Genomic DNA, 15,546 nt, shown 5'->3' on the forward strand with positions numbered 1-15,546 from the left:
GGAAAGAAGAATAATATCTATAAAGCGAAAAGAGGAATAATATGATGCCTTTGATTATGGTAAATACAGGTGAAAAAAATATCATCCGCAAAGTCGGCGGGAGCGGGGAGACCAGGAGGTTTCTGGAGAACCTGGGATTTGTCGCGGGAACTGAGATAGAAGTATTATCGGCAATCGGAGGAAATGTCATTGTAAATATTAAAGATTCCAGGGTTGCGATTAATAAGGATATGGCACGGCACATCATGGTTTAGTGCTGGTTGTATTATAGATCATTGTGAAAAGAAAGGAGACATGGACATGACTCTAGGAGAAGCAGAGGTTGGAAGTACTGTCGTTGTAGCGAAGATCGAGGGCGACAGCGCGTACAAACGTCGGATTATGGATATGGGAATTACAAAAGGCAGTGAGCTTTACATAAGAAAAGTAGCTCCGCTGGGAGACCCGGTTGAAATCACGGTACGCGGGTATGAACTTTCTGTCAGAAAAAATGATGCCCAGTGCGTACAGGTAAAAGAGGTAAATTAATCTTATTCGTGCAGAGCCAAAGATGCAGATCAAAAGGGAGGGAAAAGAAATGGCGATTAATATTGCACTCGCAGGAAATCCAAACTGCGGTAAGACAACGATGTTCAATGCTCTGACCGGAGCAAACCAATATGTTGGAAACTGGCCGGGCGTAACAGTAGAGAAAAAAGAAGGAAAACTGAAAGGGAAAAGAAAAGGGGAAGACATTACGATTACAGACCTTCCGGGAATTTATTCTCTTTCACCATATACACTGGAAGAGGTTGTCAGCCGTGATTTTCTTCTGAATGAAAATCCGGATGTGATCATTGACCTGGTGGATGCGACAAATATTGAGAGAAACTTATATCTGACGACTCAGCTGATCGAGACAGGGATCCCGGTTGTAATCGCGCTGAACATGGCAGATCTGATCGAGAAGAGAGGAATGAAGATTGATACGCAGCGTTTATCTATGCTGCTGAATTGTCCGATCATCGAGACATCTGCATTGAAACAGACCGGACTGGATGAACTGATCGATGAGGCTGTTCGTGTAGCCAATAAAAAGACAGTGGATCTTCCGAAAGAAATTTTCTCAAAAGAACTGGAGACAGCAGTTGAGGAAGTAAAGAAAGTCCTTCCGGGATCTGTCACAGAAGACAAGAGAAGATGGTATGCAGTGAAATTCCTTGAAAACGACAGCAAAGTAGCAGAAGAGATGCAGCTTTCTGCTTCAGGAAGATCACTGGTGGAAACGAATAGAAAGAAAATAGAAGAAGCGCATGATGATGATATGGAAAGTATCGTAACAGATCAGCGTTATCAGTTTATACAGAAAATCGTAAAAACAGCGGTAAAGAAAGGAAAAGATAAACTTACGGTATCTGACAAGATTGACCGGATCGTAACAAACCGTATTCTCGGAATTCCGATTTTCATTGCGGTCATGTTCGTGGTATACTACATATCAGTAACGACCATCGGAACGATCGTAACCGACTGGACCAATGATGTCTTTGTTGTGGCAATCCAGGATGCAGTCAGCGGATTTCTTGGAAGCATCGGCGCAGGAGATCTGGTTGTCAGTCTTGTGGTAAACGGCATTATCGGCGGTGTGGGAGCAGTTCTTGGCTTCGTTCCTCAGATGGCGATTCTGTTCTTGTTCCTGTCTCTGCTGGAAGACTGTGGTTATATGGTTCGTATCGCATTCGTTATGGACCGTGTATTCCGCCATTTCGGATTATCAGGAAAGAGTTTTATTCCTCTTCTGATTTCTTCCGGATGCGGAATTCCTGGAATCATGGCTTCTAAGACCATTGAGCAGGATAATGACAGACGATTAACGATCATGACAGCAACATTCATTCCTTGCGGAGCGAAACTTCCGGTAATCGCGCTGATGGGCGGAGTTATGGCAAGTTACACAACAGGAAGCTATGAAGCGGGAGGAATTATCGCTCCTGCCATGTATTTCATGGGAATTGCAGCGGTATTAGTGTCAGCCATCATCCTGAAGAAGACAAAACCGTTCTCAGGGAAACCGGCTCCGTTCGTTATGGAACTTCCGCAGTACCATATTCCGTCTGCTAAAACAGTTCTGCTTCATGTATGGGAGAGACTGAAAGGATTTATCATTAAAGCCGGAACAATTCTGTTCCTTGCCTGTGTTGTTATGTGGTTCCTGGGCGGATTCGGATTTGACGGAGGAAGCTTCGGAATGGTAGAAGACAGCGCCGACAGCCTCCTGGCTATGATCGGCGGAGTGATCGCTCCATTATTTGCGCCGCTTGGATTCGGCGAATGGCAGCCGGTGGCAGCTTCTCTTTCCGGATTTACGGCAAAAGAGGCAATCGTTTCTACAATGGGTGTTCTTGCCAATGTAGGAGCAGACGATGTGGAAAACGCGATCACAGTAGGTCAGGCAGTTCAGGGATGGTTCCCAAGTGCTCTGGCAGCGTTTACCTTCCTGGTATTTAACCTGCTTGATTCACCTTGCCTTGCGGCGATCGCGACAATGGCTCAGCAGATGCAGTCCAGAAAATGGTTCTGGTTCGCAATCCTGTTCCAGAATATCTTTGCATATGTTGTATGCCTGTGCATTTATCAGATTGGATCATTTGCGATGGGAGGAGAATTTGGAATTGGAACCGCAGCTGGAATTATCTTAGCGGTTGTGCTGCTCTTCCTGTTGTTCAGACCGGATCCTTACAAAAATCAGAAAGTTTATTCTAAGAGGTCTGTACAGTCAGTATAGAAAGAAAATAGTAAAAGCTGGATGCACACCTGCATCCGGCTTTTTGGCCATAAAACAGATACAGTAAAATCAGCTGACGAAGCAGACAGAAGTTATAGAAAGGGGAAGTGAAAAATGGCAGATATTATCATATTAATTCTTGTTTTAGGATACTGTGGATATGTTATCTGGAACCGGCGTAAAAAAGCCAAAAACGGACAGACGTCCTGCGCCGGCTGCTCAGGGGGCTGTGCGGGCTGCTCAGGATGCAGCAGTTTTACTGTACAGGAAAAGAAGAAGAACGGATAAGGAGGCGGAAGAATGGGAGATTCCACAGGCTCCATGTTTTATATGTTTGCGATTTTCATCGGTATCTATATTGTGGGAATGCTGCTTTATCAGGGATATCAGATGATCAGGAAGTGGTGCAGAAACCACCGCTCGAAGGATAAAGAATAAGGAAGGAGTGCTGAAAATGGCAGATACGATTATTGTTATCCTAATTGTTTTACTTATGATATTGGCCGCAAAACAGGCGGCAAAACATTTTCGGGGTGAAGGCTCATGCTGCGGCGGAGGTTCCGGAGCATCCAAGGTAACGATAAGAGAAAAGAAACTCGATGGACCGATCATCGGGAAAAAAACAATTGCCATTGAAGGAATGCATTGTGAACATTGTGCGCAGAATGTAACGGAGGCGATCAATAAAATTCAGGGAGTTTCCGCAAAGGTTTTCTTAAAAGAAAAGAAAGCCGTTGTATCCTATGAAAATGAAGTAAAAGATGAGACTTTGAAACGGGCTGTAGAAGGAGCCGGATACAAAGTCCGTTCCATTATATAACATACAAAAGAATGCTGCAGGATCCATCCTCTGGATGATTTCTGCAGCATTGTTGTTTACGTGAAAATATCAGACGTCCTGTCCGTTACCGCTCTTTTTCTGGCGGATATGATCTTTAATGGCATTAAAACTTTCAGGACTGATCACATGTTCCATACGGCAGGCATCCTGCGTTGCAATCTCCGGATCGACGCCCAGGTCGATCAGCATCTGAGATAATACCGTGTGCCGTTCATAGATGGTCTCTGCGATCTTACGCCCGGATTCCGTAAGGGCAATATGTCCGTCCGTGTCCATAACGATCAACCCTTTTTGCCTTAAATTCTTCATTGCAACACTGACGCTGGGTTTTGAAAAATTCAGTTTATGGACGATATCAATAGAACGGACGGTATTTTGCGCCTGCCCCAGAATCAGAATGGTTTCCAGATAATTTTCAGCAGACTCTTGTACCTTCAAAAAAACTTCCTCCTTACATCAGTGTCTAAAAATAATTAAGTTTGTTCATGATTATAGCATAGAAGAAAAAAACTGTAAAGCGGATGGCTCCGGGGAAAAAGAAATGTAAAAAAGGGGGTTGACAAATTGGTTAGACAATGCTAACCTATAAATGAATTAGGAGTGACTAACCAATTCTTTTTGTATAGTAAATAATCAATTATGACAAAGCTGTGGATGAAGCACGGGAGTGCTTTATCCATATGGCTGTGCAACAGGAGTCAAAGGGTGAGATGAGTATGTGTCAACAAGATGTAGAAAAGGTATTACAGCAAAACGGCAAACGGATTACCAGGCAGAGAAAGATTCTGCTGGATGTCATATTAAACGGCAAATGGGAATGCTGCAAAGAAATCTATTATGAAGCGGTGAAACGGGATCCTTCTATCGGTATGGCCACAGTATACCGTATGATGGCAACCTTGGAAGAAATCGGCGTCCTGGAGCGCAGAAGCGTATTCCGTATGAAGGATGATGTACAGCACTGTTAGAAAATCCGCCGGAATAACAGAATATAAAAAAATTAAGAAAGTATTTGGTTTCTTTCAATGAAATCAGATACTTTTTCTGTTATGATAAGAAACAAAAGGAAGGGAGGAAATGGTTTGAAGAAAACTCTGTTTGGCATTCTTCTGGCGTTATGTGCTGTGATATTTCTTTTCTGCGGATGGAAATTATACCAGTATTATCATGCATATCACCAGGCGGAAACGGAATATAACGAGATTCAAAAAGATGCCTCATCTTCGGAAGAAGAGGGAAAGATTGATTTTCAGGAGCTTCGGAAGATAAATAAGGATGTTGTCGGCTGGGTCCGGGCAGATGGAACGAAGATTGATTATCCGATCGTAAAAAGTCATGACAATGAAGAATATTTAAGTCATACGTTTCAGGGAACCGAAAACCGTTCCGGAGCGATTTTTATGGACAAGAACTGCAGCAGTACTTTTGATTCAGACAATAATGTCATTTACGGACATCATATGAGGGATGGATCCATGTTTGCGGATCTTCTGAAGTTCAGGGAAGAATCATTTCTGAAGGAAAATCAGGAGATCACAGTTTATACACCGGAAAAGACACTGCATCTGAAAGTGATTTCCGCATATGCGGCAGGCGGAGACACACTGATTCCAGTGACTTTTGCCAGTCAGGAGAAAAAAGAAGAGTATATATCAAAGATACTCAGGCAGAGTGATATATCTGCGGATATTTCAGAAGAGGACCAGAAAAAAATAGGAAAGCTGTATACTTTTGTTACATGCAGTTACGAAGAGGAGAATAATCGTACCTTTGTTCATGCGGTAGAAAGCGATGATATTACATGAGATTAAATAAAAGGAACAAAAGAGAGCTGAAGAAAATCTGTCTGCTCCTTGCGGTGATCGGCGTTGTCTTTTTATGGGCAGTGGAGACCATAGGGTTTCCGATTACAACGAATATCCAGAGAGGGAGGATACAGGTTATAGACGTCTCGGTCTACAATGGAAGGATTAACTGGAAGAAGGTCAAAGATCAGAAGATCAATCACGCAATGCTTCGGATCGGATCCGGGATCAACAGCAGGCGGAAGGGGAGTGAGGACAGCCGGTTTGCGTCTAACTACCGGAGTGCCTCCTATGCCTCCATCCATACGGGAGTGTATTATTATTCTTATGCGTCAACGAAAAAACAGGCAAAGCAGGAAGCGGCGCACTGTCTTTCCCTGCTTCAGAAGTACGGCATTGAGCCGGGAGATCTGGATCTTCCGGTAGCTTTTGACATTGAAGAAGAGCCGGTTTTAAAAACAGGAAGAGAAAATGTAACCGGCATTACGGAAACGTTCTGTGAAGAGATAAAAAAGGCAGGATTTACGCCAATGATATATTCCGGAGCTTCTGCCCTGAAAAGCTATTTTATTTATGATAAAATAAAGGACTATGAGATATGGGTGGCTCATTATACAGAAGCAGCTGCTCCATCGATTCCATTTCCATATCGTATGTGGCAGTACACGAGTTCCGCATCTGTGGAAGGAGCTAATACGAAACAGGGACGATGTGATGTGAATTATTATCAGGTATAGAGAAAGGATGAAAAAATGAGAGAGATTAAGACAGCAGCGCTGATCGGTCTGGGCGCCATTGGAGGGTATGTGGCTCCAAGGCTGGAAACTGCGCTGGGACAGGAAGGATTTACTGTAATTGCAGGAGGGGAAAGAAAACGGCGTCTGGAGCAGGAAGGATGCTGCATTAATGATACTGTATGGAAATTTCATATTGGAGATCCGGAAGAAGCAGAAGAACCGGCGGATCTGGTGATTTTTGCAGTAAAATATCATGGACTCAGACAGGCGGCCAGAGACGCGGCAGGCTATATCGGGAAAAATACGATCCTTATGTCCCTGCTGAATGGAGTTGACAGTGAAGATATTTTAAGAGAATATTTTCCGGATCAGCATATTTTGTATTCAGTGATCCGCATTCCTTCCATTCATGAAAATGGGAAGATTTCCTATCCGGACGGATGGGGAGAGATTTCTTTTGGAGAAGCGGTAAATGCTCAGCTGTCACAGGAAGTGCAGGCAGTAAAAGATCTGTTTGAAAAAAGCGGGATCGGATATCAGATACCGAGAGATATGAAAAAGAATATGTGGCATAAGTTTATGACCAATGTCAGTGAAAATCAGATTTCCGCAGTGCTTCGGATGCCTTATGGAATTTTCCAGGTCAGTGACACGATCAATCAGTTCAGAGAAAAAACAGCGAAAGAAGTGATTTCGATCGCCCAGGCAAAAGGCATCGACCTGACGGACAAAGATTTGGAAGAACAGAAGAAGAAAGTCGCATCATATCCGTTCTGGGGCAAAACATCCACAACGCAGGATATCCAAAATGGAAGAAAAACTGAAGTGGAGATGTTTGCCGGAACGGTGATACGGATGGGAAAAGAACTGGGGATACCGACTCCGTGTAATGAAATGCTTTACCAGTGTATCCGGGCGCTGGAAGCATGGAACGATACCCCAAAAGAAGATAAGAAATAAAATCAGGCAATCCGCATCAGAAGCTCTGTGGCTGCCGCAAAGAAAATGCAGATTCCGACAGCCGCAAAATAGGACAGGCTGGCTGCTTTCTCTTTGGGCCATGTGCTCCGGATCCGGGAAGAAAACCAGGTCTTTATATAGCCCAGACGTCCGTTCAGATGCGCAATGGCCATGATCAGAAGAACAGACAGGATCAGGCTGATCAAAGCTGCCGGAAGGAGAGCGGTCATGGATGCCAGGTTATTCTGAAAAGCGGAGCCAGACGTCTGTTCAGACGCAATGCGTGAGAAAGACGGCATAAGAGTCATCAGGTAAGTCAGGATCAGGGACGTACCGTTGAATACCGCATGCAGGAGCATGGAGGCGAACAGACTGTCTGTAGCTTCCACCAGGACTCCGAGAATGATTCCAAGAACAAAAGCATAGCAGAACTGCTGAAAATTCATGTGGGCAAGGCCGAAAAACAGGGAGGATAAAAGAATTCCCTTGATCGGGTTTGCCTTTCTCATGCCGGAATAAATGACACCGCGGAAAATCAGTTCTTCCACGATTCCCGGAAGAAGAGCCGTGGAAAAGATCATAATTCCAAGTCCGTGGGACAGTTCCTCGGTAATGGAGGAGGAGACAATGTCCTGAAACAGCAGATTTCCGGCCAGACTGACAAATCCGGTCAGAGGCCGGATCACGGCAGACAGAACCAGGATCAGCAGCAGGGAGAGGACATTCACCTTATGAAGCCTTAATGTCTGCACAATGTTCCTGCCGCATAAAAGCAGATAGACCAAAGAGACAGCGGCAAGACAAAAATAAATAAGGATCGTGGTAATCTGACTGTTGCTGATAAATATGGAAAATGTAATATTTAAAAACCAGAAAATAAAGACAAAAAACAGGCAGAAAAAGCCCGATGATTTAAAATACGACATATGCAGAAGTCTCCTTTACTTTTTCAAAATACCGGTTGGTGTGATCGTAATCTTTCCTTCTTTTAAAAGACGTCCTACGGCTCGTTTAAATGCGTTTTTGCTAAGTCCCAGTTCCCGTTCGATCACGGCAGGTTTTGCTTTGTCATTAAAAGGAAGGGCGCCGTCATAGCTCTCAATGGTGTCCATCACAAGTTTTGCGTCACGGTCCATCTGCAGATAGGCTTTTTCGTGAAGGCTTAAGTTCAGTTTTCCATCGGAAGCGACGGAAGTGATCCTCATGCGGAGATGGTCTCCCACGGAAAGTTTTTCGTGGATTTCCTGTTTGGGGATCCTGCCCAGGTACTGATCTTCTACCGCCACAAAAGCGCCGTGATCCGGATGGATGTTATAGATTGTTCCCAGAACCCAGTCGCCGGCGTGATAGGAATGGTCGGTGGACAAAAGTTTTCCAATCTTCATGGTAGCGCATAAGCGGGAACTTTTATCAATATACAGAGATACGAGATATTCCCTGCCGGGACGGATGTGGCCGATCTGTTCTTTAAAAGGAAGGAAGAGATCTTTTTCCAGCCCCCAGTCCAGAAAAGCGCCGATGGAACTTACATCTTTGACCCGGAGAGGACGGATTGCCCCAAGGGTGATCTTTGGAACATGAACCGTAGCGATCGGTCGGTCTTCGGAATCCTTGTAGACAAAGCAGGAGATCCGGTCTCCGATGCGGGCGTCTTTTGGAACCTGTTTTGCAGGGAGCAGGATGCTTCCGTCATCTGCATCTTTTTTATCATTGACATAGACGCCGAAATCCTTTCTTTTTACAATATATAAATCCTGAAATTTTCCTAATTCAATCATATGTATCCTCTTTCTATCATAATTATTTTGTTCTAGTATAACATAGTTTGTTCGGATTGTGGTAGAATATGAAAAGGAGGATAAAACAGGATGGAAGAAAAAGAAACATACACATTGAAAGATCTGACGGAGATCGTGTCAGACCTCCGGGGTGAGAGAGGATGTCCGTGGGATCAGAAGCAGACTCATGAGTCTTTGATTTCCTGTATGGAAGAAGAATGTCAGGAAGCGGTGGATGCCATCCGGAATCAGGATATGGAGAATCTTCAGGAGGAACTGGGGGATGTTCTGCTTCAGGTTGTAATGCATGCTCAGATCGCGGCAGAAGAAGGAGTTTTTTCTATCCATGAGGTGATCGATGGAATCTGCCGGAAAATGATACGGCGTCATCCTCATGTATTTGGAAACGCGGTATTTTCCAGTGAGGAAGAACTGAAGAAAAACTGGCGTGAAATCAAAGAGATGGAAAAACAGGAAAGAAATCATGAAGAGTAGCATAAAAACGTGGGTTTCGAATATTTTTACTTGACTAACATTACGAAAGACTATAGAATTATCTTATGCGAATTCAAGAGCATAACATTCATTATGTTTGATGTGAGATTAGGAGGAAGAATGAATGAACAAGACAGAATTAGTTGCAGCAATTGCAAAGAGAACAGAATTGTCTAAAAAAGATGCAGAAAAGGCTTTAAAAGCATTTACAGATGTTGTAGCAGAAGAATTAAAGAAAGGTGAGAAGATCCAGCTCGTTGGATTTGGAACTTTTGAGGTTTCCCACAGAGCCGCAAGAGAAGGAAGAAATCCTCGCAGCGGCGAGATCATGAAAATTGCTGCTTCTAAGGCTCCAAAATTTAAAGCAGGAAAAGCTTTAAAAGATATCGTAAACGAATAGTCAGTTCATTTGACGTGAAAACTGCTGGTTGCTTTTGAACCGGCAGTTTTGTTGTTTTATGGGAGATTTTTGTAAATCCTGAAGATAGAACAACAGGTCAGAAGAACAGAAGAATCAGGAGGAGAGACATGAGATTAGATAAATATTTAAAAGTGTCCAGGCTGATCAAGAGAAGAACTGTTGCCAATGAGGCCTGCAGCGGCGGAAGAGTGACAGTGAACGGAAAGACAGCGAAGGCAGGAACCAATGTAAAGCCGGGGGATGAGATCCGCATTCAGTTCGGAAACCGGGAGGTAGCAGTGGAAGTGCTTGCTGTAATGGATACAGTGAAAAAGGATCAGGCGGCCGAACTATATCGGTATTTATAGGCATGTTTTTATTTCCCCTTTCATATGATATACAAAATTGAAAGGAGAAGATGCTATGATCGAAGATAGACAACCTGTAAAGGCACATAAGGTAAGTCTTTTAAACCGGTCTCTGGGGGTGATCACAGGAGTCAGGGATGTGGTATCCTTTGATTTAAATGAGATCATCCTGGATACAGAACAGGGTCTTTTGATGATTAAGGGGATAAACCTGCACGTGAAGCGGCTGCTGGTAGAAAAAGGAGAAGTCGAGATTGACGGAAAGGTCGAGAGTTTTCTGTACTCTAATGTGGACGAGTCATCCAGCCGCAGGGAAGGGTTCCTGGGAAGGCTGTTTAAGTAATGAGAGAAGCAGTGATCGGGCAGATCAGTTTTTTTGGAGCGTCTGTTTTATTTGGAGGAATTCTGCTGGCGGTATATGATGTCATCCGGGGGATCCGCAGGACATGGGTACATAAAAGCAGCTGGGTGGCAGCAGAGGATCTGATCTTCTGGCTGTTTGTCGGAATTGCCAGTTTTGTTTTTCTCTGCCGCTACAATCAGGGACAGCTGAGAGGCTTCTTTTTTCTGGGACTTTTGCTGGGGATGGCAGTGTATTACTGGAAAGGAAGCCGTTTTGTCCTTGGGTGGATGGTCAGGATATTTGGCTGGATCCGAAGGATTACGGACCGGGGAGCCGCCCTGGTCCAGAAACCTGTGGTACGTGTCAGGAGAAATATAAAATGGAAATTGAAAAAAGAGAAGCAATCCATTAAAATGATATTTAAGAAAGGGAGCAAAAGAGGTGATTTCCATGAAGAGAAGAAGAAAAAGAACCGCTAAGAAGATAGATCAGAGGACGAAGATCGTTCTGTTTTTTGTGCTGGTCTTCGTAATTGCCATGTCTGTATCTTATGCCGGTCTTTATCAGAAATCACGTGCCGTTGCCAGGGAAGAACAGCAGGTGGAGGCTGACATTGAAGATGCCAAAGATGAAAAGGAAAAACTCGAGGAGAAGAAAGAGTATGTAAAAACAAAAGAGTTCGTTGAGAAGATTGCAACGGAAAAATTCGGCCTCTTATATCCGGGGGAATATCTCTTAAAAGGAGATGAAGAGAAATAACAATTGAATCAATTTTATAAACTGATGGCAGGAAAACTCCAGACAGATGTAGGAATGCATCTGTCTGGAGTTTTTTTTGTGCAATAAGCCCGGCAAATGCCGGCAGTATCGCAGGGACAGGTCAGGGATCCTGCCCTGGATGATCATTAAAAATAAGACTATTTATTTCCGCTTAAGGCGGAAAAAGGTGAACTATATTCCAGGAATGAAAATACATATAATTTAGGACAGAAGGAGAAAAGGAATGGAATTATCAAACAAACGTTGTATCCGGATTTTGCATTTGCTGTTAAAAAGCAGGGATACGGTAACGGGGGAGAACCTGGGTGTTTCCATCGGCGTTTCATCAAGAACGATACGCAATGACATCAAAGAACTAAATCAGATTCTGAAAGATTATGGAGCGTGTGTCGTTTCAGAGATCAGTCAGGGATATCATCTGAGAATTGAAGATCAGGAAAAATTTTCAGGCTTTCTCAAAGGTCTGGAACGCCAGAAAAAGGGGAGAGATTTTCAAAATATCATACCTTCAGAGCCGGAAGACCGGGTGCGGTATATCATCTCAAAACTTTTGCTCGCTTCACTTAATGGAAGTCAGGAAATCATAGATTTTTTTGACCTGGAAGAAGAACTGTTTATCAGCACTTCGACTTTGAAAAAGGATTTCCGGACGATAGATCATATTTTAAATGATTATGGACTGAGAGTCAGCATTACGAAGAAAAAGGGGGTCCATATTGTTGGAGACGAACAGAAGATCCGGTATTGTATTTCAGAATATATTTTCAACAGTGGAGGATACTTTGGGGCAGAAGAAAATGAATTTTATGCCAGTGTCTTTACACAGAAAGAAATGGAAGATCTGAGGAAAATCCTGCTGGATGCAATGTCACGGCACGATCTCAGACTTACGGATATTGCTTTTAAGAATGTGCTGGTCCACAGCCTGATCATGCTGAAACGGTTCGCCGGGCAGCAGAGTGTAACTTATAAAAAAAGTGATATAGAAGAATTTGAGTCAAAAAAGGAGTTTGGATGTGCCAAAGATATCGTAGAACAGATTGAGGAAATGTTTGGAATGGATCTGGGAAATGAAGTTTACTATCTTACGCAGCATCTGCTTTCCAGCCAGAGATTTCTGATCGATGATCCGGAAGATGATTATAAATACAAACCGGAAATTGAGAAGATTTTAAAGACGATCCGGGATGAGACGAACATCGATCTGTCAGATGACAAACAGCTGATCAACGGACTGGCCATGCATCTGGAAGCCGCGCTGCAGAGACTTCGATTTGATATGAACATTCGGAATGAGTTTTTAGACTCCATCAAAAATATGTACCCGTTAGCCTTTGAGCTTGCGGTGCTTGCCAGCCAGGTGATTGAGGATACCTACAATTTTAAAACGAAAGAAAATGAGATCGGATTTCTGGCCATGCATTTCGGAGCGGCTCTGGAGAGAAAGGGATTGAACCGGAAACCGAAAAAGCCTAAAAAGGCAGTGATTGTCTGCATTGCAGGCGTGGCAACGGCGATGCTCCTGAAAGAAAAAATACAGAAACATTTTGGACAGAAGATTAAGATTGAGAGAACCTGTCCCCAGCAGGAGGTGACACAGGAGCTGATCGATTCGGTAGATCTTGTGCTGACAACGGTGGAACTGACCGGTTTTTCTTCCCCTAAAATCAAGAAGATCAATTTGTTTTTAGAAGAGGAGGATATGAGAGCGATCCAAAATGCCATAGAAGAGAAACCCAATGGCGAAATCGTGGACTACCGGGCAATTTTCCCAAAGGACTTGTTTTTTCCGGAAGGAAGTTTCCGGGACAAAACAGAGGCAATGGAATATATGACAGAAATCATGAAAAAGAAGGACTACATAACCGAGAGTGTAAAACAGTCCATTTTCAAGAGAGAGGAAATGGCAACAACGGAGCTGGGAAGTCTGGTGGCAATTCCGCATGCGCTGCTTAATAACACCCAGGAAGCGGTTGTGTCGGTAATGATTCTGAATAAACCGATTCTTTGGGAGAACGAAAAGGTGCAGGTGGTTCTGCTGTTAAATATTCCAAAGGATAAATATGCCATATGGGAAGTGGTCTTTAAACGGCTGTATCAGTATCTGATCGGCGAGCAGGGGGTAACCCGGCTGATTCGAAATAGAAACTACGAAGAATTTATCGGCTATCTGGAACAGGGATAGAGAAAAGGAGGAAAAGTTTTGGAAGGATTGGTATTGACAGAAAAAAATGTAAAGCTGCAGGTTTCGGCAGACAGCTGGGAAGAGGCGGTCCGGATCGGAGGGCAGCTTCTGGTGGAACAGGGATGCGCAAAACCTTCTTATGTGGAGGGAATTATCAGGGCGGTAAAAGAACTGGGACCGTATATTATCATATCTGACGGGCTTGCGATGCCTCATACGAGACCGGAAGAAGGGGCAGCAGCCATCGGGTGCAGCCTGATTACTTTGAAAGAACCGGTTTTGTTTGAAGGAGATGACTGTCCGGTAAAAGTAATGATCTGCTTTTCTGCTGTGGACAGCGAAAGTCATATGGATATTCTCAAGATGATCGTTGAGTTTGTAGAACGCGGACTCATTGATGATATAGCGAAGGCAGAGACTTATGAGGAACTGCTGGAGATTATTAAAACAAAGTAACCATTTATCAACAAGAAAGGAGGAAAAATTATGCTGCAGATTTTAACTGTATGCGGAGCAGGACTGGGAAGCAGTTTTGCATGTCAGATGAGCATTGATGCCGTATTGAAAGAACTTGGGGTGGAGGCCAAACTGGACCATACGGATATTTCCAGTGTAGGAGGCGCTAAAGCTGACATTATTCTTTCCGGAAAGAATTTTGAGAAACAGTTTGAACGCTATAATCTGGACTGCCCAACGATTTTCCTGGATCGTCTGGTAGATAAAAATGAAATTCGGGAAAAGCTGACGCCGGTATTAAAAGAACTGGGAGCGCTGTAAAACGAAAGAAAAAAGAGAGTGAGGAGAAAAAATGCAAATATTAAACTTTATTATTCAGAACATCCTGACCCAGGCGGCGGTCGTTATTGGTCTGATCGCATGCCTTGGACTGGCACTGCAGAAAAAATCCATCGGAGCAATTGTATCCGGAACCATGAAAACAATTCTCGGATTCCTTGTATTATCTGCAGGTTCCAGTGTGATCCAGGCGTCTCTGGCAATCTTTGGAGACTTATTTAACAAAGCATTCGGATTGAAAGGTCTGGTTGCTTCTATTGAAGGAATCAATGGACAGGCAATGACAGATCTTGGACTGGGATCAGAAATTGCGATCACTCTGGCAGGTATTTTCATTGTAAACATTGTTCTGGCCAGAGTCACGAAGTTTAAATACATTTTCCTGACAGGACAGGCCTTATTATGGGAATCTACACTGTGCGTTGTGTTTGCTTATTTCTGCGGACTGCGAGGAGTGCCGCTGATCCTGGTAGGATCTATCGTCGGCGGTGCATTTGCAACCTTAATGCCGGCATTTGCCCAGCCGATCATGCGTCAGATTACAGGAAGCGATGATATCGCGCTTGGACATTTCTGTACATTTGGATATATGTTCACTGCCCTGATTTCCAAGATCACAGGAAACAAGAGCAAATCAACGGAAGACATTAATCTTCCAAAGAGCCTTGAATTCTTACAGGATACATACCTTTCCGTTATGGTTGTCATGGTTCCATTCTATCTGATCGTGGCAATCGCGGCAGGACCGGAAACATGTGCCCAGTACTGCGGAGATACAAACTATATTGTATATATGTTCCTTCAGGCGCTGCAGTTTGTAACCGGACTTTATGTACTGATGTCAGGTGTCCGTCTGCTGCTGGCAGAACTGGTACCTGCATTCCAGGGAATTTCCATGAAACTGGTACCGGATTCCAAACCGGCTTTAGACTGCCCGGTATTGTTCCCATATGCGCCAAACGCAGTTATCCTTGGATTCATCTTTACAACCATCGGATCTATTATCGGTATGTTTTTAACACCAATGCTTGGACTTCCTATGATTCTTCCGGGAGTTATGAGCAACTTCTTTGCCGGAGGTACCGCAGGAATCTTTGCAAATCAGGTAGGAGGCCGCCGGGGCGTTGTGATCGGATGTATCGCACATGGAATTTTTATCATGATTCTGCCGGCGCTGCTGTCACCAATGCTTGGACAGATTGGATTCCAGAACATGACATGTACAGATGTGGATACCGTAGTAACAGGTTTCTTCTTCATGATCATCAAATCAATTACAGGAATTTTCTAATCTG

Annotated in this window: 23 protein-coding genes; 20 read left to right on the top strand and 3 right to left on the bottom strand. The window is 43.8% G+C overall.

Going from position 1 to position 15,546, the window contains the following annotated elements; all coding sequences use genetic code 11:
* Nucleotides 1-41 precede the first annotated feature (41 nt).
* From JMF81_RS08880 to JMF81_RS08905, 6 genes are all read left to right on the top strand, one after another.
* The gene (locus JMF81_RS08880; protein ID WP_201311104.1) at nucleotides 42-254 is read left to right on the top strand and encodes a FeoA family protein; all 213 of its coding nucleotides are present in this window, start codon (nucleotides 42-44) and stop codon (nucleotides 252-254) included.
* 46 nt (nucleotides 255-300) lie between these two features.
* Nucleotides 301-528 carry a FeoA family protein gene (locus JMF81_RS08885; protein WP_201311105.1) on the top strand — a complete coding sequence of 76 codons (228 nt, stop codon included), beginning with the start codon at nucleotides 301-303 and terminating at the stop codon, nucleotides 526-528.
* 49 nt (nucleotides 529-577) lie between these two features.
* Entirely contained in the window at nucleotides 578-2,764 is a 2,187-nt protein-coding gene (gene feoB, locus JMF81_RS08890) for a ferrous iron transport protein B (RefSeq protein WP_201311106.1), read from the top strand.
* A gap of 114 nt (nucleotides 2,765-2,878) precedes the next feature.
* The gene (locus JMF81_RS08895; protein ID WP_201311107.1) at nucleotides 2,879-3,052 is read left to right on the top strand and encodes a FeoB-associated Cys-rich membrane protein; all 174 of its coding nucleotides are present in this window, start codon (nucleotides 2,879-2,881) and stop codon (nucleotides 3,050-3,052) included.
* Between the two features lie 12 nt (nucleotides 3,053-3,064).
* Entirely contained in the window at nucleotides 3,065-3,202 is a 138-nt protein-coding gene (locus tag JMF81_RS08900) for a hypothetical protein (RefSeq protein ID WP_201311108.1), read from the top strand.
* Between the two features lie 16 nt (nucleotides 3,203-3,218).
* A complete protein-coding gene (locus JMF81_RS08905) occupies nucleotides 3,219-3,584 on the top strand; it encodes a heavy-metal-associated domain-containing protein (protein WP_201311109.1) in 366 nt (121 codons plus the stop codon).
* Between the two features lie 69 nt (nucleotides 3,585-3,653).
* On the opposite strand, the gene JMF81_RS08910 is transcribed toward JMF81_RS08905, so the two are convergent.
* Entirely contained in the window at nucleotides 3,654-4,043 is a 390-nt protein-coding gene (locus JMF81_RS08910) for a metal-dependent transcriptional regulator (protein WP_201311110.1), read from the bottom strand.
* A 278-nt stretch (nucleotides 4,044-4,321) separates the two neighbouring features.
* Between JMF81_RS08910 and JMF81_RS08915 the strand changes: the two genes are divergently transcribed.
* From JMF81_RS08915 to JMF81_RS08930, 4 genes are all read left to right on the top strand, one after another.
* On the top strand, nucleotides 4,322-4,573 hold the full coding sequence (locus tag JMF81_RS08915; protein ID WP_201311111.1) for a transcriptional repressor: 252 nt from the start codon (nucleotides 4,322-4,324) through the stop codon (nucleotides 4,571-4,573).
* Nucleotides 4,574-4,687: 114 nt separating this feature from the next.
* On the top strand, nucleotides 4,688-5,410 hold the full coding sequence (srtB, locus tag JMF81_RS08920) for a class B sortase (protein ID WP_201311112.1): 723 nt from the start codon (nucleotides 4,688-4,690) through the stop codon (nucleotides 5,408-5,410).
* Nucleotides 5,407-6,147, top strand: a complete 741-nt coding sequence (locus JMF81_RS08925; RefSeq protein WP_201311113.1) for a glycoside hydrolase family 25 protein — start codon at nucleotides 5,407-5,409, stop codon at nucleotides 6,145-6,147. Before srtB ends, JMF81_RS08925 begins: the two co-directional genes overlap by 4 nt.
* Nucleotides 6,148-6,162: 15 nt before the next feature.
* A complete protein-coding gene (locus JMF81_RS08930) occupies nucleotides 6,163-7,107 on the top strand; it encodes a ketopantoate reductase family protein (protein WP_201311114.1) in 945 nt (314 codons plus the stop codon).
* Nucleotides 7,108-7,109: 2 nt separating this feature from the next.
* Here the strand turns inward: JMF81_RS08930 and JMF81_RS08935 are convergent, their stop codons facing one another.
* Together JMF81_RS08935 and JMF81_RS08940 are read right to left on the bottom strand one after the other, a co-directional pair.
* The gene (locus tag JMF81_RS08935; RefSeq protein ID WP_201311115.1) at nucleotides 7,110-8,033 is read right to left on the bottom strand and encodes a CPBP family intramembrane glutamic endopeptidase; all 924 of its coding nucleotides are present in this window, start codon (nucleotides 8,031-8,033) and stop codon (nucleotides 7,110-7,112) included.
* Nucleotides 8,034-8,048: 15 nt separating this feature from the next.
* Nucleotides 8,049-8,885 carry a CvfB family protein gene (locus JMF81_RS08940; RefSeq protein ID WP_201311116.1) on the bottom strand — a complete coding sequence of 279 codons (837 nt, stop codon included), beginning with the start codon at nucleotides 8,883-8,885 and terminating at the stop codon, nucleotides 8,049-8,051.
* 90 nt (nucleotides 8,886-8,975) lie between these two features.
* Between JMF81_RS08940 and JMF81_RS08945 the strand changes: the two genes are divergently transcribed.
* The 10 genes from JMF81_RS08945 to JMF81_RS08990 all read left to right on the top strand — a co-directional run bounded on the left by JMF81_RS08945 (nucleotide 8,976) and on the right by JMF81_RS08990 (nucleotide 15,542).
* The gene (locus tag JMF81_RS08945) at nucleotides 8,976-9,380 is read left to right on the top strand and encodes a MazG family protein (protein ID WP_201311117.1); all 405 of its coding nucleotides are present in this window, start codon (nucleotides 8,976-8,978) and stop codon (nucleotides 9,378-9,380) included.
* A gap of 124 nt (nucleotides 9,381-9,504) precedes the next feature.
* A complete protein-coding gene (locus JMF81_RS08950) occupies nucleotides 9,505-9,780 on the top strand; it encodes an HU family DNA-binding protein (RefSeq protein ID WP_201311118.1) in 276 nt (91 codons plus the stop codon).
* A gap of 128 nt (nucleotides 9,781-9,908) precedes the next feature.
* Entirely contained in the window at nucleotides 9,909-10,148 is a 240-nt protein-coding gene (locus JMF81_RS08955) for an RNA-binding S4 domain-containing protein (RefSeq protein WP_201311119.1), read from the top strand.
* A 55-nt stretch (nucleotides 10,149-10,203) separates the two neighbouring features.
* Entirely contained in the window at nucleotides 10,204-10,491 is a 288-nt protein-coding gene (yabP, locus tag JMF81_RS08960) for a sporulation protein YabP (RefSeq protein WP_201311120.1), read from the top strand.
* Nucleotides 10,491-10,970 (top strand): spore cortex biosynthesis protein YabQ, encoded by a 480-nt coding sequence (gene yabQ / locus JMF81_RS08965; RefSeq protein WP_201311121.1) that lies wholly within the window; start codon nucleotides 10,491-10,493, stop codon nucleotides 10,968-10,970. Before yabP ends, yabQ begins: the two co-directional genes overlap by 1 nt.
* Nucleotides 10,942-11,250, top strand: coding sequence for a septum formation initiator family protein (locus tag JMF81_RS08970; protein ID WP_201311122.1), 309 nt, complete (start codon nucleotides 10,942-10,944; stop codon nucleotides 11,248-11,250). Before yabQ ends, JMF81_RS08970 begins: the two co-directional genes overlap by 29 nt.
* Before the next feature lie 244 nt (nucleotides 11,251-11,494).
* Nucleotides 11,495-13,456: a BglG family transcription antiterminator gene (locus tag JMF81_RS08975; RefSeq protein WP_201311123.1), complete on the top strand. Its 1,962-nt coding sequence runs from the start codon at nucleotides 11,495-11,497 to the stop codon at nucleotides 13,454-13,456.
* Nucleotides 13,457-13,474: 18 nt separating this feature from the next.
* Entirely contained in the window at nucleotides 13,475-13,912 is a 438-nt protein-coding gene (locus tag JMF81_RS08980; protein ID WP_201311124.1) for a PTS sugar transporter subunit IIA, read from the top strand.
* A 30-nt stretch (nucleotides 13,913-13,942) separates the two neighbouring features.
* A complete protein-coding gene (locus JMF81_RS08985; RefSeq protein WP_201311125.1) occupies nucleotides 13,943-14,233 on the top strand; it encodes a PTS sugar transporter subunit IIB in 291 nt (96 codons plus the stop codon).
* A gap of 31 nt (nucleotides 14,234-14,264) precedes the next feature.
* Nucleotides 14,265-15,542, top strand: a complete 1,278-nt coding sequence (locus JMF81_RS08990; RefSeq protein WP_201311126.1) for a PTS ascorbate transporter subunit IIC — start codon at nucleotides 14,265-14,267, stop codon at nucleotides 15,540-15,542.
* The last annotated feature ends 4 nt before the right edge of the window (nucleotides 15,543-15,546 follow it).

The organism is Anaerostipes butyraticus, assembly GCF_016586355.1.
Lineage (GTDB): Bacteria > Bacillota > Clostridia > Lachnospirales > Lachnospiraceae > Anaerostipes > Anaerostipes butyraticus.